The organism is Halomonas sp. GFAJ-1, from assembly GCA_002966495.1.
Taxonomy (GTDB): Bacteria; Pseudomonadota; Gammaproteobacteria; order Pseudomonadales; family Halomonadaceae; genus Vreelandella.
In genome coordinates this window covers 2,799,144-2,820,454 of the sequence record CP016490.1, presented here as the reverse complement: position 1 = coordinate 2,820,454, position 21,311 = coordinate 2,799,144, and the positions used below count along the sequence as shown (strand labels likewise).

General features: G+C 52.4%; 20 protein-coding genes and 1 pseudogene. 10 read left to right on the top strand and 11 right to left on the bottom strand.

Going from position 1 to position 21,311, the window contains the following annotated elements:
* The first annotated feature begins 88 nt into the window (after positions 1-88).
* Positions 89-436, top strand: coding sequence for a hypothetical protein (locus tag BB497_12700; GenBank protein ID AVI63496.1), 348 nt, complete (start codon positions 89-91; stop codon positions 434-436).
* A gap of 53 nt (positions 437-489) precedes the next feature.
* Here BB497_12700 and BB497_12695 read toward each other — a convergent pair whose 3' ends face one another.
* The 9 genes and pseudogenes from BB497_12695 to BB497_12655 form a co-directional block, all read right to left on the bottom strand.
* Positions 490-1,014: an S-ribosylhomocysteine lyase gene (locus tag BB497_12695; protein AVI63495.1), complete on the bottom strand. Its 525-nt coding sequence runs from the start codon at positions 1,012-1,014 to the stop codon at positions 490-492.
* A 76-nt stretch (positions 1,015-1,090) separates the two neighbouring features.
* A complete protein-coding gene (locus BB497_12690; GenBank protein ID AVI63494.1) occupies positions 1,091-2,476 on the bottom strand; it encodes a dihydroorotase in 1,386 nt (461 codons plus the stop codon).
* Positions 2,473-4,494 (bottom strand): threonine--tRNA ligase, encoded by a 2,022-nt coding sequence (locus BB497_12685; GenBank protein ID AVI63493.1) that lies wholly within the window; start codon positions 4,492-4,494, stop codon positions 2,473-2,475. The genes BB497_12690 and BB497_12685 overlap by 4 nt, the downstream gene beginning before the upstream one ends.
* A 60-nt stretch (positions 4,495-4,554) precedes the next feature.
* Complete coding sequence (locus BB497_12680; GenBank protein ID AVI63492.1) at positions 4,555-5,949, bottom strand: cysteine--tRNA ligase; 1,395 nt, start codon at positions 5,947-5,949, stop codon at positions 4,555-4,557.
* A 48-nt stretch (positions 5,950-5,997) separates the two neighbouring features.
* Positions 5,998-6,432, bottom strand: coding sequence for a phosphoribosyl-AMP cyclohydrolase (locus tag BB497_12675; GenBank protein AVI63491.1), 435 nt, complete (start codon positions 6,430-6,432; stop codon positions 5,998-6,000).
* Positions 6,408-7,310 (bottom strand): GTP cyclohydrolase, encoded by a 903-nt coding sequence (locus tag BB497_12670; protein AVI64353.1) that lies wholly within the window; start codon positions 7,308-7,310, stop codon positions 6,408-6,410. The genes BB497_12675 and BB497_12670 overlap by 25 nt, the downstream gene beginning before the upstream one ends.
* A gap of 262 nt (positions 7,311-7,572) precedes the next feature.
* Positions 7,573-8,465, bottom strand: a pseudogene (locus BB497_12665) (4-hydroxytetrahydrobiopterin dehydratase).
* A 7-nt stretch (positions 8,466-8,472) separates the two neighbouring features.
* On the bottom strand, positions 8,473-8,739 hold the full coding sequence (locus BB497_12660) for a hypothetical protein (protein AVI63490.1): 267 nt from the start codon (positions 8,737-8,739) through the stop codon (positions 8,473-8,475).
* Positions 8,740-9,324: 585 nt separating this feature from the next.
* On the bottom strand, positions 9,325-11,043 hold the full coding sequence (locus BB497_12655) for a diguanylate cyclase (GenBank protein AVI64352.1): 1,719 nt from the start codon (positions 11,041-11,043) through the stop codon (positions 9,325-9,327).
* 426 nt (positions 11,044-11,469) lie between these two features.
* Here BB497_12655 and BB497_12650 point away from each other — a divergent pair, with 426 nt between their 5' ends.
* The 8 genes from BB497_12650 to BB497_12615 all read left to right on the top strand — a co-directional run bounded on the left by BB497_12650 (position 11,470) and on the right by BB497_12615 (position 16,713).
* Positions 11,470-12,264 carry a hypothetical protein gene (locus tag BB497_12650; protein ID AVI63489.1) on the top strand — a complete coding sequence of 265 codons (795 nt, stop codon included), beginning with the start codon at positions 11,470-11,472 and terminating at the stop codon, positions 12,262-12,264.
* 287 nt (positions 12,265-12,551) lie between these two features.
* Positions 12,552-13,085 carry a hypothetical protein gene (locus tag BB497_12645; protein AVI63488.1) on the top strand — a complete coding sequence of 178 codons (534 nt, stop codon included), beginning with the start codon at positions 12,552-12,554 and terminating at the stop codon, positions 13,083-13,085.
* 377 nt (positions 13,086-13,462) lie between these two features.
* Entirely contained in the window at positions 13,463-13,645 is a 183-nt protein-coding gene (locus BB497_12640) for a hypothetical protein (protein ID AVI63487.1), read from the top strand.
* A gap of 878 nt (positions 13,646-14,523) precedes the next feature.
* Positions 14,524-15,204, top strand: coding sequence for a BAX inhibitor protein (locus tag BB497_12635; protein ID AVI63486.1), 681 nt, complete (start codon positions 14,524-14,526; stop codon positions 15,202-15,204).
* 91 nt (positions 15,205-15,295) lie between these two features.
* Complete coding sequence (locus tag BB497_12630; protein ID AVI63485.1) at positions 15,296-15,685, top strand: tRNA 2-thiouridine(34) synthase TusD; 390 nt, start codon at positions 15,296-15,298, stop codon at positions 15,683-15,685.
* A 9-nt stretch (positions 15,686-15,694) separates the two neighbouring features.
* Positions 15,695-16,060, top strand: a complete 366-nt coding sequence (locus tag BB497_12625) for a tRNA 2-thiouridine(34) synthase TusC (protein ID AVI63484.1) — start codon at positions 15,695-15,697, stop codon at positions 16,058-16,060.
* 13 nt (positions 16,061-16,073) lie between these two features.
* Positions 16,074-16,361: a hypothetical protein gene (locus tag BB497_12620; GenBank protein ID AVI63483.1), complete on the top strand. Its 288-nt coding sequence runs from the start codon at positions 16,074-16,076 to the stop codon at positions 16,359-16,361.
* 1 nt (position 16,362) lies between these two features.
* Positions 16,363-16,713, top strand: a complete 351-nt coding sequence (locus tag BB497_12615) for a sulfur relay protein TusE (GenBank protein AVI63482.1) — start codon at positions 16,363-16,365, stop codon at positions 16,711-16,713.
* A gap of 43 nt (positions 16,714-16,756) precedes the next feature.
* Here the strand turns inward: BB497_12615 and BB497_12610 are convergent, their stop codons facing one another.
* Positions 16,757-17,389: a transcriptional regulator gene (locus BB497_12610; GenBank protein ID AVI63481.1), complete on the bottom strand. Its 633-nt coding sequence runs from the start codon at positions 17,387-17,389 to the stop codon at positions 16,757-16,759.
* 99 nt (positions 17,390-17,488) lie between these two features.
* Complete coding sequence (locus BB497_12605) at positions 17,489-18,430, bottom strand: deacetylase (protein AVI63480.1); 942 nt, start codon at positions 18,428-18,430, stop codon at positions 17,489-17,491.
* Positions 18,431-18,535: 105 nt separating this feature from the next.
* On the opposite strand from BB497_12605, the gene BB497_12600 reads away from it, so the two are divergent.
* The gene (locus BB497_12600; GenBank protein ID AVI63479.1) at positions 18,536-21,283 is read left to right on the top strand and encodes a CoA-binding protein; all 2,748 of its coding nucleotides are present in this window, start codon (positions 18,536-18,538) and stop codon (positions 21,281-21,283) included.
* The last annotated feature ends 28 nt before the right edge of the window (positions 21,284-21,311 follow it).

Below are 21,311 nucleotides of genomic sequence, written 5' to 3'. Positions count from 1 at the left end.
GCGCTGGCCCATGCCGATGAAGAGGTCGAAGCATCCGTGTAATACCTACTATCATCTTTATTTGGCTATGCTATCCAAGGAGACAACGATGAGCTGCAATATTCATCAAAACCACCCGCATGAGCACGGCCCGAATTGCGGCCATACGCAAATTGAGCATGATGGCCATGTTGATTACTTGCACGATGGTCAACTGCACCACTCTCATGGCGATCATGTTGATGAGCATGCGATTGAAGTGTCGGACAAAAACCCTGATGCGTGCACACCTAATCATCAATGTGCAGGTCATGATGCGGACCACGTACACGGCCCAGATTGCGGCCACGAAGCCATTCCCCATGGCGACCATGTAGACTACTTAGTCGATGGCCACTTACATCATCCTCACGGTGATCACTGTGACGATCACGGCCCTGTGACGGTTATTCGTTAAAACCAAAAAGGACGCACTGGACAACAGCTTAAGCTGTTGTCCGCCTTAGGCTGTTATTTAACGTCATTACCCAATGCTTCTAGCCGCTCAGGACTGAGGGCAATGTCATCGTTTTTATTGATCCCAATACCTTGATCAATAATGCTCTGAGCGATCTGTTGAGCATCGTTTAGCGAGTGCATAACGAAGGTGCCGCACTGAAACTCGTTGAGCTCTGGAATCTCCTCCATTCGCTTCACCGCTAAGACATCGCGCATGGCGGCCAGCCACGCATTGCCCACGCTTTCTTCGCTTGGGCTTCCCAGCAAGCTCATATAAAACCCCGTACGGCAGCCCATCGGCGAAATATCAATAATTTCGACACTGTCACTGTTTAAGTGATTGCGCATAAAACCGGCAAATAAGTGCTCTAGGGTGTGGATCCCTTTTTCACCCATCATGTCTTCATTGGGCTTGCTAAAGCGCAAATCGAACACGGTGATGGTATCGCCGGAGGGCGAGTTCATGGTTTTGGCAACTCGCACGGCTGGGGCATTCATTATCGTGTGGTCAACGGTAAAACTATCGAGTAAAGGCATGGTGTTGACTCCTGGCTGATTAACTTATGTGCCCCCTTAAAGGGGCCTGTGCTTGCCTTTGAAACTATTTTTGCGTCTATGTTCCAGCGTGAGAATTAGGCACGTCTAAAAATGCCATGGGTTGCCCTTGGGGGCTGCCTATTAGGGCGCCATCACGTACCACCGCTTGGCCGCGCACCACGGTGGCTATCGGCCAGCCGGTGACTGGTTTGTCGTGGTAAGGCGTCCAACGGCTAACGCTAGCGATCCACTCATTAGTGATCAGGCGCTCGGTATTTAGGTCGACCAGAGTAAGGTCAGCATCATAGCCTAGTGCAATGCGCCCTTTTCCTTCAATACCAAATAGCCGAGCTGGCCCTGCGCTGGTGAGATCGGCTAGCCGCTGCAGGCTCAAACGCCCTTTGCTGACGTGATCGAGCATAATCGGCACCAAGGTCTGCACACCGGTCATGCCGCTGGGAGAGTTGGGGTAGGGCTTGGATTTTTCGCTTCGGGTATGCGGGGCGTGGTCGCTGCCGATCACGTCGACTACGCCGTCGCGAATGGCTTGCCAAAGTGCCTGACGGTGAGTGCCATCGCGTACCGGTGGGTTCATCTGCGCCAAGCTGCCCAAGCGCTGGTAGCACTCTGGTGCGCAGAGTGTCAGGTGGTGAGGGGTGACTTCGACGCTGACGCGGTGCTTGTGGTGAGCGAGATAGGCCATTTCGTCGGCAGTGGATACATGCAGTACGTGAAGTCGTCGCCCGACCTCATTGGCCATCTCTACAATGCGTTTAGTCGCCATCAGCGCGCTTTCAGGATCACGCCAGTGTGGGTGGTCGCACACGTCGCCGCTGGCGTCGACCAGGGCGCGGCGATCGCGAAGCCGGGCTTCATCTTCGGCATGCACGGCCATACGCCGTTGGCCGTGACGCAAAATACGCCGTAAAACGGCATCGTCATCGGCCAGCAGGTCGCCGAACGAGCTGCCCATAAAGACTTTGACACCAGCGCAGCCGGTTAGCCGTTCAAGTTCGGCTAAGCGCTCGGCATTGACCGCCGAGCCGCCTATATAAAAAGCGTAGTCGCACCAGGCGCGGCCTTGAGCAAGGTCGAACTTGGCCTGTAGATCCCCTGGTGTAAGGGTGAGCGGCGTTGTGTTGGGCATCTCAAAAATCCCAGTAACACCGCCAAGCACCGCACCGCGTGTGCCTGCTTCGATGGTCTCCTTGTGAGTTTGCCCGGGTTCACGGAAATGCACTTGGGTGTCGATAACCCCAGGCAGGACGTGCAGGCCCACGGCCTCCAGGATGTTGACAGCCGTCCAGCAAGCGCGTAGTTCCCCCAACGCAACGATACGCCCGCCCAAGCAGGCGATATCCAGGCGTTCGATGCCAGCCGGTGTGACCACCTGGCCGTTGAGCACCAGCAGGTCAGCGTGGCGGCGGGTTAGCCGCGAACTGATGTCGTCAGTGGTAGTCATGCCGAGGTCTCCTCTGTGGATGCCGGTGAGTGCAAGCTTTGTAAGCGACTGGCTTGCTCGCGGCGCTGGGCATCAATGTCGGGGGCACGGCTGTGCTCTGTTAATTGAGCGATCGCCTCATCTACGGGTAAAGTGCCGAGATCAGTGCCATCACGATGGCGTAGGGTGACGTTGCCTTCTTCTGTCTCACGGCCGCCGACGATCAGCAAAAAAGGAATTCGCTGAAGCGTCTGTTCGCGGATTTTGTAGCCGATCTTTTCATTGCGTACATCAGCTTTGGCACGAATCCCCGCACCACACAGCGCTTCCGCTAGGGTGTTGGCATAGTTGGCCTGGGATTCGGTGATCGACATAATGACAGCTTGCTGCGGTGCCAGCCATGCGGGCAGTTTCCCCGCATGGTGCTCGATAAGAATGCCGAGAAAGCGCTCTAATGAGCCAAACAGTGCGCGGTGCAGCATCACCGGGCGTTGGCGTTGGCCATGCTCGTCGATATAGTCGAGCCCAAAACGCTCAGGCAGGTTCATATCCACCTGCAAGGTGCCGCACTGCCAGTCGCGACCGATGGCGTCGCGCAGCACGAACTCCAGTTTGGGGCCGTAGAACGCACCTTCGCCAGGGTTGAGTTCGTAGTCCAGACCCATCGCTTCCAGGGATGCAGTCAGCGCACCTTCAAGGCGATCCCATACGGCCTCGCTTCCCATGCGGTTTTCTGGTCGAGTGGAAAGTTTCAGGCGTACGTCTTTGAAGCCGAATTCGCGGTAAATGTCGAGTACTAGCGCTACCACCCGCCGGCACTCGTCGTTCATTTGCTCGGGAGTGCAGTAAATGTGGGCATCATCTTGGGTGAAGTGGCGCACTCGCAGCAGCCCATGTAGCGAACCCGATGGTTCGTAGCGATGCACCTTGCCGAACTCTCCCATGCGAATGGGGAGGTCGCGGTAGCTTTTTAGACCGTGGCGAAAAAGCAGCACACTGCCCGGGCAGTTCATGGGTTTGAGCGCTAGCGAGCGGCCATCCTCGGTCTGGGTGGTGAACATGTGCTCCTGGTAGTTCTGCCAGTGGCCGGAGGTCTCCCACAAGCTACGGTCCATCATATCGGGGGTGTTGACCTCGATATAACCGCTGTTTTGCTGGCGGCGGCGCATATAGGCAATCAGTGTCTGTAGCACTGTCCAGCCGTCGGGGTGCCAGAAAACGGCGCCGGGGGCTTCATCTTGAAAGTGAAATAGCCCTAGCTGGCGCCCCAGGCGGCGGTGGTCACGCTTTTCTGCTTCTTCCAGGCGTTTAAGGTAGGCCTTAAGTGCCTTGCGATCAGCCCAGGCAGTACCGTAGACGCGCTGCAGCTGGGCATTGCGGGCATCGCCCCGCCAGTAGGCGCCGGAGAGTTTGGTCAGTTGGAAGTGTTTTAGGAAACGCGTATTGGGTACGTGGGGGCCACGGCACATATCCACGTACTCCTGATGAATGTAGAGACCAAGGCTCTGTTCATTAGGCATTTCGTCGATTAGCTGCTGCTTGTAGCGCTCACCGCGCTCGCGGAAGATACCCAGGGCTTCGTCGCGGGGTACGCGTTGTTTGACGACATCGTACTCTTGGCCGATCAGAGCTTTCATACGCGTTTCGATGGCTTGCAAGTCTTCAGGTGTAAAGGGGCGCTCATAGGCGATGTCGTAATAGAAGCCGTCATCAATAACGGGCCCAATAACCATCTCGGCGCTTGGGTAAAGCTGCTTAACGGCATGCCCGACCAAGTGGGCGCAGGAGTGGCGGATGATCTCCAGCCCTTCGGGGTCGTTGGGAGTGATGACCTGTATGTGAGCATCACTGGTGATGGGGTCACAGGCGTCTACCAATTGCCCATTGATGCGGCCTGCCAGCGCCTGGCGAGCCAGGCCGGGACCAATAGCTGCCGCAATCTCAGCCACGCAGGTAGGCGACGCCAGCGTTAGCTGGCGCTTATCCGGCAAGGTGATAGTGAGATGTTTGTCGGGGGCAGTGACGGGCGTATCGGTCATGATGTGACTACTCGTAGTAAATGGTTGTGGCGTGAATATTCGATTTGCTGGTGACAGGCGTTAATGCTTGTCAGCGATGTCTTCTCGTGGCTGCCAGTGTGCGCCATTCGGCGTATCGCGAATTTCGATGCCAAGTTCGAGAAGCTCGTCCCGCAGGCTGTCGGCGCGGTTGAAATCGCGTTGCTGACGAGCATCTTCACGTTCGGCGATCAACGCGTCGATACGCGCGACCGACAAGCCTGAGCGCTCGGGCGAAAGCGCTTTCAGGGCTTTGCTGGGTAGCTGCTGAAGTAGGCCAAGTAGCTTGGCGGATGCCAACACACGCCCCTTGGCATCAGCGCGCTGGGTATCGTTCTCAGCGTTTTTTAAGGCTTCAACTAGCTGCTGTAAGCGGGCGAGCGCTTCAGCAACGTTGAGGTCACGGCGCAGCGCGTCGAGCAGAGCGTTATCAGGTTGGATATTGCTACCAACATCGAGCGTTTCCACCTCGGCCAGGGCTTGGTAATGGTGGGTTAGCGTACGCCGCGCACGGGTTAAACGTTCGGCATTCCAGTCCAACGGACGGCGGTAGTGGGTAGAGAGCAGCGCCAAGCGAATTGCTTCGCCAGGAGCCTCGGCCAGCAGGTCGCGCACTAGCAGCACGTTACCGAGGGATTTGGACATCTTCTGACCATCGACGGTCACAAAACTGTTGTGTACCCAGGTATGGCAGTAGCGGGCACCGTGGGCGCAGGTGCCCTGGGCAATCTCATTTTCATGATGGGGAAAAATCAGATCCTGGCCGCCGCCATGTATGTCGATAGTGTGGCCGAGGTGTTTGCCTATCATGGCCGTACACTCCACGTGCCAGCCGGGTCGTCCTCGACCCCAAGGGCTTTCCCAGCCTGGTTGCTCGGAGGAAGAGGGCTTCCACAATACAAAGTCCATCGGGTCGCGTTTATAAGGGGCGACCTCTACTCGAGCACCTGCGAGCATATCGTCTGGTTGGCGGCGGGATAGTTCGCCATATTCTGGGTAAGAGCAGACGTGGAACAGCACATGTCCTTGCGCTTCATAGGCGTGCCCACGCTCGATAAGTGTCTTAATCAGCGAGACGATATCAGCGATATGCTCAGTGACTCGGGGCTCTAGGTCTGGTGATAGTACCCCCAGCGCCTGCATGTCCTCGTGATAGGCAGCGATGTAGCGTTCCGTGACCGTGCCGATTGGCACGCCCGCCGCCTGGGCAGCCGCGTTAATTTTGTCGTCCACATCGGTGAAGTTACGCGCGTAAATGACCCGTTCATAATCGTGGCGCAGGATTCGTGATAACAGGTCAAACACGACTGCCGGGCGCGCATTACCAATATGCGCATAGTTATAAACGGTGGGGCCGCAGACATAGAGCGTTACGCGATCCGGTTGCTCAGTGCGCAGAGACTCACGGCGGCGCGTCAGGGTGTTGAAAAGTTGCATCTGGCTCCTGTGGCGTCATGCCCTGTTAGTCGTTTGACGGCTTATATATCAATGGCTCAACGGCGCGGTAATGACCTCAACCGTCTCGTTGCGAATGGCGTTGTAGAAGCAGTTGGGGCGCCCCGTATGGCAAGCGGACCCTTGCTGATCAACTCGTATCAGCACTGCGTCGCCGTCGCAGTCTAGTCGTGCCTCGACCAGCCGTTGGCGATGACCGGAGCTCTCACCCTTGCGCCACAGGGTCTGCCGTGAGCGTGACCAGTAGCACACTTGGCCAGTCGTTAGCGTTTCGAGTAACGCCTCGCGGTTCATCCAGGCCAGCATGAGTACCTCACCGCTGTCGTGCTGCTGGGCGATGGCGGTGATCAATCCGTCGGTGTTCCATGGAATGGCGTCGATCACCGCTGCTAGTGGCCGGCGTTCACCACGCTCGGCATTTTCCAGGGTTAACCAGATACTCATGGTTGGGTCTCCCAGTTCCATTCACTGCGGGCCACAGCATCATGGGCGTGGAGGCTTTCAGCATGCACCACGCGTAGGGAAAAGCCTTCGATAGTCGGTTGGTTGCTCAGCATGTTATGCAATCGCCGGGCGGCGTCCTCGCAGAACATTAGATTTTGGCCATTGGCCAAAGAAAATGCCTGTTCGTCAATACGCTTAACAGCGGTCTGCAGGGCAGTACCCAGGGTCTTTTCAATCCTGTCAATGACAGCAAGGAACGGCATTTCGTCAATGTCGGGGGTCAAGCGCAGCGTAAGATGGGCATGACTGCGTTGGCTATGCGGTGTTGCTAGGATGGCTTGGTCGCTACCCAACCACGCATGGACTGCTTCGCGATCGACCGGTATATCGTTGAAGTCTTCTTCAAACGCCTGTTGGATTAATTGCCTCGACAGAGCAGCGGAGCAGGGGCAGGTAGATGAATAGCCAACGCTGACTTCAAGTATTGATTGCAAGCCGGTGGCATTGCGCCGACAGCGCAACGCAAAGGGGTAAGTTTTCCACCCTGACAGTGGGCTGATCAAAGCTGGGCGTCTCAATAGCGCTTCACCATTGAGATCAATAAACGCTCGCTCTGAAAGGCCTAGATGGCTATTTAGAAAGGTATCTAGTACTGAACGGATATTGGCCAGTGACAGTTCTTGATGTTCCAGCTCGGCCAGTGCCAGATAAAGGCGTGACATGTGAATTCCACGTGCCTCAGGATCATCCAGACTAACACCTGCTGAAGCTCTAGCAGCGATCATTTGCCCTGCTACTTGCAGCGGTAGGGCAATCCCCTCCATGCCGACCCAACTTAACGTGCCGCAATGTGACGACGTTGAACTGGCAACATCATCAAGGTGATTATTCAGGCGCATGGGCCCTTTCTTCAAAGGGAAATTCATTCGTGACGCTCCAATTAATAGTTATGTTATAACATAACATTAATAGTGGCGTTCCCCAAGAAACACCCTATCAAAAGGCGTTGTGAAACAGCATCATCAAAAGTGCTTGTCTTGGGCCTGTTGACGTATCAACGCGGTTCGCAATGAAACGTCAACAGACTCTAAAATGCTGTATTTAAGCAGATATTGTGTTTGCTAGTACAAGATGCCGACAATGTCAGTGGCTACCAAATACTTATTCCCATGCGGGGAAGGGGTTGGGGAGTTGGCGCCAGGCTTCCATGCCGTCGAGCACTTGTTCCTCGCTGAGCAGGCAGTTGTCCAGCGCTTCTATCATGCGTGTTTTATCCATGTTCTGGCCGATAAAGACCAGTTCCTGACGCATATCGCCGAAGGGCTTCTGCCATTTTTCCATGATGTAACCACAGTATTCGCGGTCATCCGGCCAATTGGCTTCGGGGATGGCCTTCCAGAACATGCCTGCCGGGGCATAGTGGGCAATACCGCCAGCCTGGCTCCATTGCCCGGCAAACTGCGGGCGGGTGGCCAGCCAAAAAAAAAGCCCTTGGAGCGCAATAACCCTTCGCCAAACCAGTCGGCATGAAGCAGGTCGTGAAACTTCTGCGGGTCGAAAGGGCGGCGGGCATGGTAGGCAAAGCGTGCAATGCTATATTCTTCTGTTTCCGGCGGTACGTGTTCACCGTGCATTTCTTTGAGCCAGCCGGGTGCCAGCTGCGCCCGTTCAAAGCTGAAACTTCCCGTATCCAGCACTTTTTCCAGTGGCACCTGGCCCCGGGCAATAGGCACGATCTCGGCCTCGGGATTAAGCGAATGCAGAATGGCGTTCAGCGCCGCCAACTCGTTTTCGTTGATCAGGTCGGTCTTGCTGACCAGCAGCACATCACAGAATTCGATCTGGTCGACCAACAGGTCAGCGACGTTGCGCTCGTCGTTCTCACCCAAGCTTTCACCAGCCTCTGCCAGGCTTTGGGCTTCGCGGTACTGTTCCAGAAAATTAGCACCATCGACCACGGTGACCATGGTATCCAGGCGGGCGACTTGGGAAAGACTCTGGCCATCTTCACCTTCAAAGGTGAAAGTTTCCGCGACCGGTAGCGGTTCGGAAATGCGCCTGCTAGCGCCATAGCATCAGGCCAATGACCAAAATGGCGCCGAACCAGATAATCACAAGGTCGGTTTTACCCACGGCGAGAATGTCGCCAAACAGATAGGCATGCAGGTCGATTCGCACTCCCGCAACAAAGGTGACGGCGACCAAACGGAGTGAGCCATCACGCCGAGCAAGGTGTCCATGGCATAGCCTTTGCCACTCAGCAACGAGACGCTGATGGCCATCAGCAAGGCGATCGAGACGACGCCAGCAAAGATCGAAATGTTCCACAGCAGGGCCAGCGCTACACTTTGGTTTTCCTCAACGTATGGGTGCCATATGCTGAGGGATCTAAGCCGATCGAGGATCTAATGTTTACAATGCGAGCATATTGCCGGGTGGAAAGATGGATTAGCCGGTGTTGACGAGAGGGGAATAAAAGCCGTCTCTGCGCAGTTGAGTTGCGCTAACTGAATCCACTGCTTGAGCGCGCTTTTTTCCAGGGTTTCCTGTGAGCTACCAGCAATGCGCTCATGTCTCACTTTCCTAAAGTGTTTTTTAGGGTGATGCAAAATGAGCAGTTTTCCCCGAAAATTTCGTTCTAAAATGTCGGCTGATGAAAGTCGCTGACTTTTATATACGCAGGTGCTAAAAGACCGCTTTTGGCCGAGGCTGTGTGAAAACGTAGCTGTCGCTATACTCTACCCATGACAGATCGTGGGAGGTAACGATGAAACGGTTTGTCGCAGGTGAATCCCGATCCCAAGCTACCTTATTTCCGGAGCTCCTGGATGATTTTGTCTCTGAAGATAATCCAGTTCGAGCCATTGAGGCTTTTGTTGATGCCCTTGATCTCAAACAACTTCACGACGAGGCTCAGCTCGACAGCCCTTCGTGACTAGGCATAAAACCGCTCAGCAGGCGGTCGATCTCCTTGGCAGGCATCGGACGGAAGAAGAAGAACCCTTGGATGAGGTCGCAATGCATGTCGCGAAGCAGTGACAACTGTTCAGCGTTCTCGACACCCTCGGCCACCACCTCCAATCCCAACCGGTGACCGATGAGGATGGCACCCTCCATGATGGCCCGATCCTTCGGCTGTGTAGGGGCGTCTTGGATGAAGGAGCGGTCGATTTTCAGGGCGGTGACGGGAAAGTGCTTGAGGTAGCTCAGGGAGGAGTAGCCGGTTCCGAAGTCATCAAGAGCAATGTGAAAACCGCGATGATAGAGGCGCCGTAAGTCCTCAATGACGGTCTCGTCGGCTTCAATCAGGACATTCTCGGTCAATTCGATGCCGATATCCCGTGCGGCTAAACCGTGTCGTTGCAGCGAACCCTCGAATCGCTTGAGGGCATCGGGACGCACCAGTTGACGCCCCGAGACATTGATGTCGATGCGGTGCTCATGAAATCCCTTGGCACGCCATTCCACCTGCTGGCGGCAAGCCTCTTCGATGACCCAGTCGCCCAGGCGATGAATCAAACCGGAACGCTCGGCCAGCGGGATAAATTCGCCAGGCGAAATGGTCGGGCCATCGGCAGGCTGCCAGCGTAGCAAGGCTTCAAGATTCTCTATTCGCCCACTGGCTGCCGAAACCTGGGGCTGGTAATGGAGGGAAAATTCACCGTTATCCAGAGCTTCCTCAAGTCGCGCCAAGAGATAGTGCTGGCGAACCAGCTCATCATGGAGTTTCTGTTGGAAGAAACGTACCGCACCCCGGCCCTCCAGTTTGGCACGATTCTTGGCCACATCGGCATTGCGGATCAATTCACGTGACGATTCGCCATTCTCGGGAAATAGCGCCACACCCAGGCAGGCCGTGACCTGGCGCTCCCGTTCATCCAAGACGAAAGGCTCGCGAAAGACATTTTGGATGTGGCGAACGATCCGTCTGGCATCGGGGGCCAAGTGGACGCCGGGAAAAGCCAGCACGAATTCATCGCTAGAGACACGGGACACCAGATCAGTGACGCGCTGACACTCTTTCAGTCGCCGCGTCAGCTCAATGAGCAGGCGATCGCCCTGATCATAGCCAAGGGCATCATTAATTTCGACGAAGTGATCGATGTCTAGGTAGAGGGTGAGGAGACCATGGCCCTGGCGTCGACAAGCATCCAAAAGGCTGCCCAGGTCGGTCTCAAAGGATTGGCGGTTCGGGAGATGGGTGAGCCTGTCGAAACGGGTGGCGAATTCTAGATCGCGATGGGCGCGCTTTTGGCTAGAAAGATCGACATCCACGCAGAATAACAGGGGGGAATCGGTATGTTCATTGAGCATCAGATGCTGTGAAAAAACCGATACCAGTTCACCGGTTTTGTGTTTGAGCTCAAGCTCGCTGGCGGGGATGGCGACGCCTTCTTCGATCCAGGCGCTATGTGCCTGGATCACTTCATCACGCATGAAGGCAGGAATAATCAGATCTTCCAGTAACTGCCCCTGGGCTTCCTCAGCGGTATAGCCATAGAGACGGGTGCTACCCTCATTCCAGTAAATCACTCGCCGATCGCGGTCATACCCCTGAACCGCTACTTTCGGCAGGCTCTCCAGCAGGGCGCGGAATCGTTGCTCACTTTCCAAATACTGACGGCGTACTATCTCGGCTTCTTGTTTGTCGGCGTCGTGCGCATCGGTGCCGGCCGTTGAGGATGTATTAGGCCCATTTGTCACGAGCGTATCGGAAAATTTCCTGCGGTTCCTCTTCAGGCGTTCCGAATCTTTGTGATGTCGGGAGTCGCGGATATTCATGGAAACCACCTAAAGAAAAACGCTAATAAAACACTAGCAAGAATCCTCACCATGCCAGCATTAGGCACTTTGTAATGATTACCCTACACCTATTGGTAGGAGATATTCTACTCATATACGCCCTCAACGGTCTGATTCTTGTTTCAATATAATCATTCTTTTTTAATACATTATTTTGACATATCCCAGCAGATATTCTCATTTTCTTCCTGTTGGTCGGGGTGTTGACCACGGCCACGCCGGGCAATTCCGCCCAGTAAGCAGGAGAATACCTACATGAAACTCGATAATCTCAAGCATGTTTTAGACCTCACCTCCATGCCTGCCGATTCACTCGCCGATTATTGGAATCCGGGAGTGGCTGAAGCGCTGAGGCATCAGGATTGGGCACAAACTGATATTCGTGAGCGAATCGATCTGGCCGCTTGGCAGGGGTTTGTCGCTGACCTGTCGCGCGACCCTTATGTCAACCTTCGCTGGAAGCGGATGTCATGGCTCGCCTTGAATGATCAGGGAGGTGTAGAGGACATGGGCCAGTGTCCCATGGCCCAGGGAGGTGCCTTTAACGATGCTGAGAGCATGGCGGATCGCCTGCGGTACTATGATCCGCTGACGGAGGAGTTTTTAGCACGCCCCGATGTAAAGGCTTTCGTCCGTGCGTGGGCAAAGCTTTGGAGTATCGGTGCGCACGAACCCATTCTCATGCAGATCACTGGGGTTCGCGGGGAAGGCAGCGTCGACCCCCTTCAGGGGCAGGGAATTCATGCTGATGGCTGCAAGGCCCTCAGCATTCTGGTCCTCAGCCGTGAAAACGTGGCGGGTGCCGAAAACCATCTCTACGCAGACAAGGCTGGCATGCAGCCCTTGGTGGATATCACCCTAAATCCGGGTGATATCCTTCATCTGCGCGATGACCGGTTATTCCACAGTGTCGACGGGATCGAACAGCTCGACAGTGAGGCACCTTTCGAGCGGTTCATTATCATTATCAACAGCCGCTTCGTGGACGACTTTCAGAACCGGATGTTGCGTCGCCACTTCCCGGAAGCGATCCTCAATGAGAGCGACTGACACTCTTGGTAAATTGAGAGCCTAGCCACACCAACGCCCCCGGAATTTCGGGGGCGTCTTGGTTGTGCGTTAGGCATGGCGCTGTTCCCGAGCCCTGCCGCTCGACACCTGATTGAACTCTACGGTGCAGGTATTAGCGATGGCGATAAACTGCATGCTTCAAAAGATCTGCAGCTTCCCATCGCAATACGGACGCTTAGTCTTTAAAGAAGCGTGCGATGTGTTCCAGAACTAGCCTCCCACTCACTCGATGCTCTTTCCCACTCCATAGTTAACTGGCTCGCATTATGCAAGTCGAACTCCACTTGTTTGCAAAAAAACCTTATCTATCGCAATTATTCTGTAATTCAGTCGCTATCACTGATGCTGATAATCGCATTCTCTATGCCAATCCAGCCTATGAGAAAATAACGGGATACAAGCTCAAGAATGTCATCGGTAAAAAACCATCGATTTCCAAGTCAGGTCGGCATGGCCCCGAGTTCGACCGTAAGATGTGGGCCGCTTTAAATAAAGAATTACACTGGGAAGGCGAGATATGGGATCGCAGTGAGGATGGTGCTGTATTTCCTAAATTAATGAGTATTGACCGCCTGGTGGATGAAGAGGGAAAGACCCGCAATTTTATTGCAATGTTTCATGATCTTTCTGAGCAAAAAGCGTCGGAAGAGGAGATCGAGCGATTACAGTATTATGATTCGCTCGCCACGTTGCCTAATCGTTCGCTGTTTCGCCATCGTTTTCAGCATGAGTTCGAAGTTTCTCGACGTCAAAAGACATGTGTTGGGGTAACGCTTTCCGGTGAATACATTAAAACTTGATCGTGTTTTTCCGCGACTTGCCCCAGGGAGCAGAAGATGCGGCCATCACGGAGGCCGTAACATCACTCTGATAACGAAGCGTTATTAGCAGAAGCCCAACAACGTCTATTTGGGCAAACATTGCTCCTGAACGGTCGGTCAGGCCAACAGTAAGAAGAGTTGGCGACATTACGCAAGCGCCAGAACGATCTAGGAGTACGCAGCCTTACAGATGCCCTTACCAATTTGGCAAATCGAGGGTGGCTAGAGGAGCAGTTACAAGAGCGTTTTAATCAAAGTAGGGAGCAGGGCGCAACACTCTTAATGGTATTTATTGACCTTGATTATTTTAAGGTCATTAATGATGAACATGGTCATTAAAGGTTGGGGAGGGTGAAATGGATCGTATTTATGCATGGGATGACCGCGAGGAGCGAGTTGTTTATCGTATATCAGGGCATATCTTTGATGATGGCCGAGAAGATAGCGACGTGTCCCCAGTGTGGATACCCGCCAATGAAGCAGACTTGCCTGATGAGATAAATGTTGAGGATTTACAAAAAGTTACGGTGAAAAAATAATATCCACCGACTTCTGTTTTTACTGGGGTAGTGTCAGGTGGAGTAAAGAGAGAAGCTGACTAAGTTAGGGGCTAAGAGCTAAGAAAAAACGCTTTTCATTTGGTCGTTGATTTCTGTGGGGGTTGGGCTATTATCCGCCTATGCGTAGATTTTGTTAGCCCACTAAGGAAAATCGCCATGTTGAAAGGTCTTGTGCTCTGCTTTGCAGTATTATTTGCGCAGTTGGCGGTTTTGAACATGCTTGATGCTCGTTTGTACAATGCTCAAGATGCTCGACAAGCAGTGACACCTGCAGCTACACCCCTCAGGGAAGATGATGTCGAGGAAGAAACTGAGCAAAGTTAATGTGAATGAATAGTAACGTTGGTCGAGAGATTTAGACGCGTTGCGTGCTAGTGTCCCTCGGGCACTGTTAAAAAATTCAAGAATCGGTCAGTACCTCAACCACTGGATAAATGTTTCCCATGAACGTCCGTCGGTATGCTGATCGTTTCTCTCGACTACCGGCATACCAGCCTTGCTGGCGCTTGTAATTATCTAGGCTATTCCAGATTAAAACGCTGCCTTTGGCCTCGTCACCTGCTAAAACAAAGCAGCCCTCGAAAGCTTCCCCATCTACTTCATAGGCAATACCTTTCTCAGTAGAGGTAAGTTCTAGGCAGGTTAGGTCGGAATAGAAAAGCCAAGAAGGCAAACGAAAGTAGGGATTTCTTGGCGCATTTATCGTGTCTAATTGACCGATGAAAGGTAAGTATCGTCAATGTCTATTAAGGAGTGGGCGTATTAAGCAAGGTAGCGTGGAAGACAAATACTTGCGTCTGGAACTTGGTAACGGCATCCTTGTCCGTTGTTAGTATTATCATTAGGGAGCAAGAACGATGGCTTTTAACGATTCTCACGCGGCAAGATCGCAAACGGGTAGTGCGGTTAGCGGTGCTCAATCAAACAAGGTGCTACGTAGTACTTACGCCTTGCTTGCCATGACGTTGCTATTTTCGGCAGTGATGGCTGGCGCTTCAGTTGCGATGGGTATTGAGCGAATGAACATTTTTGTGTTCTTCATCGGTGCCTACGGTCTGATGTTTTTGGTGCACAAAACGGCTAATTCGGCCGCTGGTTTATTGTCAACCTTCGCGTTCACAGGCTTTATGGGGTTTACCCTTGGGCCAATTATCTCAGCTTACTTAACCCTGCCTAATGGCGGTGCTTTGATTATGAACGCGCTGGCAATGACCGGTCTGACGTTCATTGGCCTTTCTGCGGTAGCACTCACCACTAAGAAAGACTTTAGCTTCTTAGGCAACTTCCTGATGGCGGGCGCTATCGTCCTCATCTTGGCAATGGTGGCAGGCTTAATTTTCAATATTCCCGCCCTCTCGCTAATGGTTTCCGCTGGTTTCGTATTGTTTGCTTCAGCGGCGATTCTTTACCAAACCAGTGAGATCGTGCACCGTGCCGGTGAGACTAACTATATTCTCGCAACCGTCACGCTGTATGTATCTATCTACAATCTGTTCGTCAGCCTGCTCGCTATTCTTGGCATTATGAGCAACGACTGACCGTCCCGGCAGCCTCGAACTGCCAGTAATAATCTTTTTATAGGCCCTACCTAGTAGGGTCTTTTTTGTGTGACAACCAGATGAGGTCGCGATGGAGTACGGTTTGTTAGTCATGGGGGCGCCTTATACCAGCGCAGCGCCGCATTCAGCGCTGCGCTTTGCCCGCGCAGTCCTTAGTAAAGGCCATCGTATTGCGGGTGTTTTTTTCTACCAGGACGGCGTGCACAATACCTCGCAGCTAATGTCACCTCCCCAGGACGAGCTCAATATGCGTGAAGCATGGATAGCACTACATCGTGATCATAACGTAGCGTTAGATGTGTGTATTGCGGCAGCTCTTCGACGTGGAGTGATGAGTACGGCAGAAGCGCAACGCCATGGCCTGCTAAACCATAATCTGGAAGCGCCATTTGAACTAACGGGGTTAGGGCAGTTGCTGGCATTGCAGCAGCGATGTGATCGATTTATTACCTTTGCATAGGGGAAGCGCATGACGGCACCAAATGAGCGGCTAATCGTTATTCGTCATGCCCCGCATAGCTCTAATTCACTTCGTGAAGGCCTGGATACAGCATTAGTAGCTGCTGCCTTTGGCCAGCAGGTGAGTTTGCTTTTTATGGGGCAAGGGGTTTTTGCGCTCTTAAAAGATCAAACGGTAGGGGCGCCTGGGCAAAAAGCCACGCTACCGACGATTGATATGCTGGAGATGTACGATATTAATCAACTGTTTATACCTGTTGAATCCCTTAAAACCTTGAATATTAACGCTAGCATGTTGGTTGAGAAGGTGACGTTGTTGCCGTCAGAAGAGCTGCCCAGTTTATTCAATCGGTATTCTCATATTTTAAATTTTTAAGAAGACGGCGAAAATGTTACATATCCTAAATAAAGCACCTCACAGCGATGCGGCCCAGCAAATGTTGCAGGCTGCTAGTGGAGATGACGTGCTGCTATTGATTGAAGAAGCCGTGCAGGCAGCTTTGTACCCTAATTGGGACGGGTGGCATTCAGGAGTCTCATCTATTTTTTTGTTAGCAGAAGACTTATCTGCCCGTGGGCTTCATCAGGTAGCAGTCACAAACGGGTTGCCCATGGTTGAAATGGATGAGTTTATTGTACTGACTGAGCAGAATGAACAAATTGTCACGTGGTACTAATATGGCAGATCAACCTTTATACCGTTATCTTGATGCGGAAAAAAAAGTCAAAATCGACCCAGAGGGATTTCTTGTTGATCATGAGCAGTGGGATGAGCAGGTAGCGCGTTTATTAGCCGATGCTGAGGATGTTGAGTTAAGCGTCGAGCATTGGGAGATTATCAGTGTTGTGCGTGATTTCTATGCGCGGTATGAAATGGCACCGGCTATGCGTCCACTCGTAAAAGCAGTACAGCAGGCGCTAGGCGATGAAAAAGGGCGCTCGGTTTATCTGATGATGTTGTTTCCCGGGAGTCCAGCTAAACGCATTGCGCGCTTGGCTGGCTTACCTAAGCCAACTAACTGCTTATAAGAGAAAAATGGGTGTGGTGCAGCCCAAGAAGTTCTAAATATTGTTAAACAATATCCCCGTGGGTGCATACCGATAGCACTATCGCATCATCGGTGCTAGTAGACACCAGCGCATGCCCCATATCGCTATCAAAATAGATGCTGTCACCTTCGGCTAATACCAAGGGCGCGTAAAATTCGGAGTAGAGGATAATATCGCCGTGTAAAACCATCAGAAACTCTTCCCCGTCGTGACGTACCCATTGCTGATACTCTTCAAAATTGCGCGCACGAACGATGGTTTTAAACGGGATCATGCGCTTTTGAGCCAGCTGGTGTCCTAGCAGTTCATGTTCGTATGTAGGAGTAGGGTGCAGTTGGCCTTTACCTTTACGTGTGAGGTCTCTGCGCCCCATGGTGTAACGCTCACGCTTTGGTGGTGTAAACAATTGGGGTAGGTCAATGTTCAAGCCTGTAATGAGCTTTTGAACCACGCTAAAAGTGGGCGAGACCTGATCGTTCTCGATTTTCGAGAGCGTTGAGCGAGCCAGCCCCGTGCGCTGGCTTACATCTTCTAGTGTCCATTGATTAGCAAGGCGAATTTGCTTGAGCCGCTCTCCAAGACGCAAGGGTTCAACAAAGGGTTTTCGCCCAGATGCAATGCGCAGCGCTGCATGCTCTTCAGAAGTCGCGGTCATAAAAGTCACGTTGAGAAGACGTCAATAAAACCGCATAGTACCACATACTATTTGCACTACGCTGACAGGCGCTGCTCTTATGAATCGGGTAATGCAGTGTTAGGGCGCAGTGCTGAAAGGTAAACCCAGCAGTGCTTTTAAATGTGCTTCAACGCCACTCGCAAGCGTTTTAAGGTTGTACCCACCTTCTAATACAGACACTACACGGTTTTCCGCATAAAGAGCGGCAATTTCCATGGCTAAGTGAGTTACCCAGTAAAAATCTTCGTCCTCAAGGCAAACATCACCCATAGGATCGTCTCTATGGGCATCAAACCCTGCCGACAGCATCACCAAGTCTGGTTTGAAAGCATGCAGCGCAGGTAGCCAGCGCCGTTCAACCACACGCCTAAATTCGACACTATCGGTGCCTACTTCGAGGGGGGTATTGATCACATTCTGCCATTCGCTGCGCAGGTAGCGCCACGGGTAAAACGGATACTGAAAGCTGGTGCAAATCAATACTTCCGGATCGTTCTTAAAAATATCAATGGTGCCATTGCATTGGTGAACATCAAAATCAAGAATGGCAATGCGTTTAGCACCATATTTAGCGCGCGCATGAGCAGCACCTACTGCTACGTTATTATAAAAACAGAAGCCCATCGCATCAGATGCTTCTGCATGGTGCCCAGGAGGGCGGACAGCACAAAACACATTATCAGCTTGGCGTTTAAAGACTTGATCCACGCCGCGCACCACCGCGCCAGCAGCCACACGCGCCGCGTGTAAACTGTCAGGGTTCATCATGGTGTCACTGTCCAGGGTGATAATACCCTCAGATGGCACGCACTTTTCTAACGCCCGTAAATGCCTTAAGGGGTGCACTCTTGCGAGTGCTTCTTCGCTAGCACCCAGTGCATCAGCCTGCATGGTTTGCTGAAGTAGGCCAGCAAGAGATAAACGTGCCCGTATGGCTTCCAGCCGCAATGGGCTTTCAGGATGTTCAGGACCCATATGGTGCAATGAACAGTCAGGATGGGTAAGGTAGGCAGTAATCATGCAAGCGCTCCGTTAATATTATAACTACCATAATCGCCACGGGTGCTTGCGCGACAGTCTCAATAAGTCGTACACAGTGCTTATCCACCCCAGGGAGACATGTCTGTGAGCACACGCTTCTTACATCATTTTTTTGAACCTCGAACGATAGCGGTGTTTGGTGCCTCTGAGAAACCAGCTTCACTGGGCGGTTTGGTGCTCAATAACCTTCAAGAAAGTGGCTTTAAAGGAAAAATTTGGGCAGTCAACCTGAAAGGTTACAACTCTGTCTTTGGCGCCGATTGTGTACGTAACGTCAGTGAGTTACCTGAAGTTCCTGACTTAGCCGTTATTTGCTCGCCAATAGAAGGCGTTGCGAATTTAATCAAAAAACTCGGCCATTTCGGCGTTAAAGCAGCACTTGTGCTTTCTGGTGGTGCCTACTTAGATCGTGAGAAAGGCAATAAAGGCTCTATTCGTCAGCGGATGCTGCAAGCAGCTAGAGAGTCTGGAATACGGGTGCTGGGGCCTGAATGTATGGGGCTCATTGTGCCTGGCAAAAAGCTCAACGCATCTTATGCAAGCCAGCCTGTAAAAGCCGGTAGAGTAGCTTACTTGGGGCAGTCGGGTATGCTAGCCAATGCCATGATTGACTGGGCAGCGGGGCGAGACGTAGGGTTTTCTCATTTAATCACGGTCGGAGACAGTGTCGATGTTCTGTTGCCGGACTTGATCGATTACGTTAATCAGTTTTCGCCTGCTCAGGCAATTCTCTTACACCTTGAGCGTGTCACTGATGCCCAGCATTTTATGACCTCAGTGCGCGATGCCTCACGTAACCGGCTTGTGCTGGCCATTAAAAGTGGTCGTACTCCCCAATCAGATATTTCAGGCATGGCGCCGACCCCAGGCATTGCCAATCGTGACGTGGTGTTTGACGCCGCTTTTGCCCGTGCAGGCGTGGTGAGGGTAAACGACTCAGATGAACTGTTAGATGCTCTTGAGACCCTATCACGAATGAAACCGCTGCGCGGTGATCGGTTGGCAGTCGTATCTAATGGGTTAGGCCCCGCCATGCTCGCTATTGATAAGCTGATTAGCGCGGGTGGAAAGCTGGCTGAATTCACTGAGGAAACGCAGGCGGCACTGCATAAAAGCCACGTAGATATGAGTAAGCCTGGCGAAAATCCTGTGGATTTAGGCGGTAACGCGACACCTGAGCGCTTTGTTGAAGCGCTGAGCATCGTTACCAACGATGCTAATGTCGATGCCGTGTTAGTGGTACATGCACCTACTCGTTTAGCGCCTTCGGTTGTTACTGCTAACGCATTGATTGATAACCGCAAGTCTTTTAAACGTAATCTTTTAACTAGTTGGATGGGGCTAAAAGAGGCTTTAAATGCTCGCCACGAATGTAACGTGGCAGGTATCCCCACCTACACATCGCCAGAAAAAGCGGTTAAGGCGTTTATGCATATGGTGGATTACCAGCGAGTGCAGGCGCTTCTTCAAGAAATACCTCCTAGCTTACCGTTCTCTACCAGCCCGGCCATTCGTGCGGAGTGTCGCGCCCTCATTACTCAAGCCAAAGAGCAGGGTAGACAAACGCTTACTCATTCTGAAACAGCCCAGGTGCTGGAAGCATATGGCATACCTGCGGCCCCTAGCGTTTACCTATCCAGCCCAGATGATGCTTTGGCATTATCAGACAACTTTCCGGGGGCCAAAGCACTAAAAGTCATCCACGAGGGTAACTGTCGACCTTATCGCTACCGCAAGCACCCTCACAAAATATCTGCCGGCTTAATGCAGGATTTAGAAACCCCTGAGCAAGTAGCGGAGGGCGTGCGTCAGCTAGGCGACAAGGTGCGCGAAAAATTTCCTGAGTACGCTATCCGTGAATACTGTTTGCAGCCGATGCAGCGGGGTAAACACTCGATGCAGATCTGCGCGGGTATTACCCGTGATCCCGTTTTTGGGCCGCTTATCGTCTTCGGTATAGGCGGTTACAAAGTCAATGTTTTGGCAGACCGTCAAATAGCCTTGCCTCCCCTTAATATGAGCTTGGCTGCCGATGTGGTGGGTAGAACACATGCTGCCTCATTGATTCGTGAGCACTCGGCGGATCCTGAACGGGACATTCAGCACTTATGCCAGCTGCTGGTGAAACTGTCACAAATGGCGTCTGATTTAGGTGATTTACGCGGCCTAGAGCTTAACCCCTTGCTGTTAAACCGTGATGGTATGCTGGCCGTAGATTTTGCCATGGATCTTGGACCGCCCGCTCGTTTTGCCATCATGCCTTACCCAGAAGAACTTCGTGAGTGGGTAACGCTGAAAAATGGTTGGCAGGTAGAGGTTAGGCCAATTCGAGCGGAAGATGCGCCATTGATCACAACGTTCCATCGGCAGCTGTCAGAAGAGAGCATTCGCTTTCGCTATTTTCATCATAAATCTAACCTGACCCAGCGAGATTTATCGATCCTTTCGCATATTAACTACGATCGACAAATGGCCTTTATTGCCGAGCATCAGCATGATGACGGTAGCAAAGAGATGTTAGGTGTCGTGCGAGTGTGGAATGATCCGGATAATATTCGTACAGAATTCTCGGTGATTATTCGCGATGACTTGCAGGGGCTGGGGATTGGTAGCCTTCTGATGAAGAAAATGATCGACTACTGCACCAGCATTGGCACCCTTGAGATGATTGGGAAGATAATGGTTGATAACCATCCGATGCGGGCTTTGATGAAGCACTTGGGCTTCAAGTGTCGATACAATATGGAAGAGCAGGTGGTTGATGCCGTGTTGCGCTTAAACGAACCTGAAAGTGAGTGGCAGTTGCACCGATTGGAGAGCCAGCCTGACTAATAGCCTCAGGCCTACAGTAAACATGTAG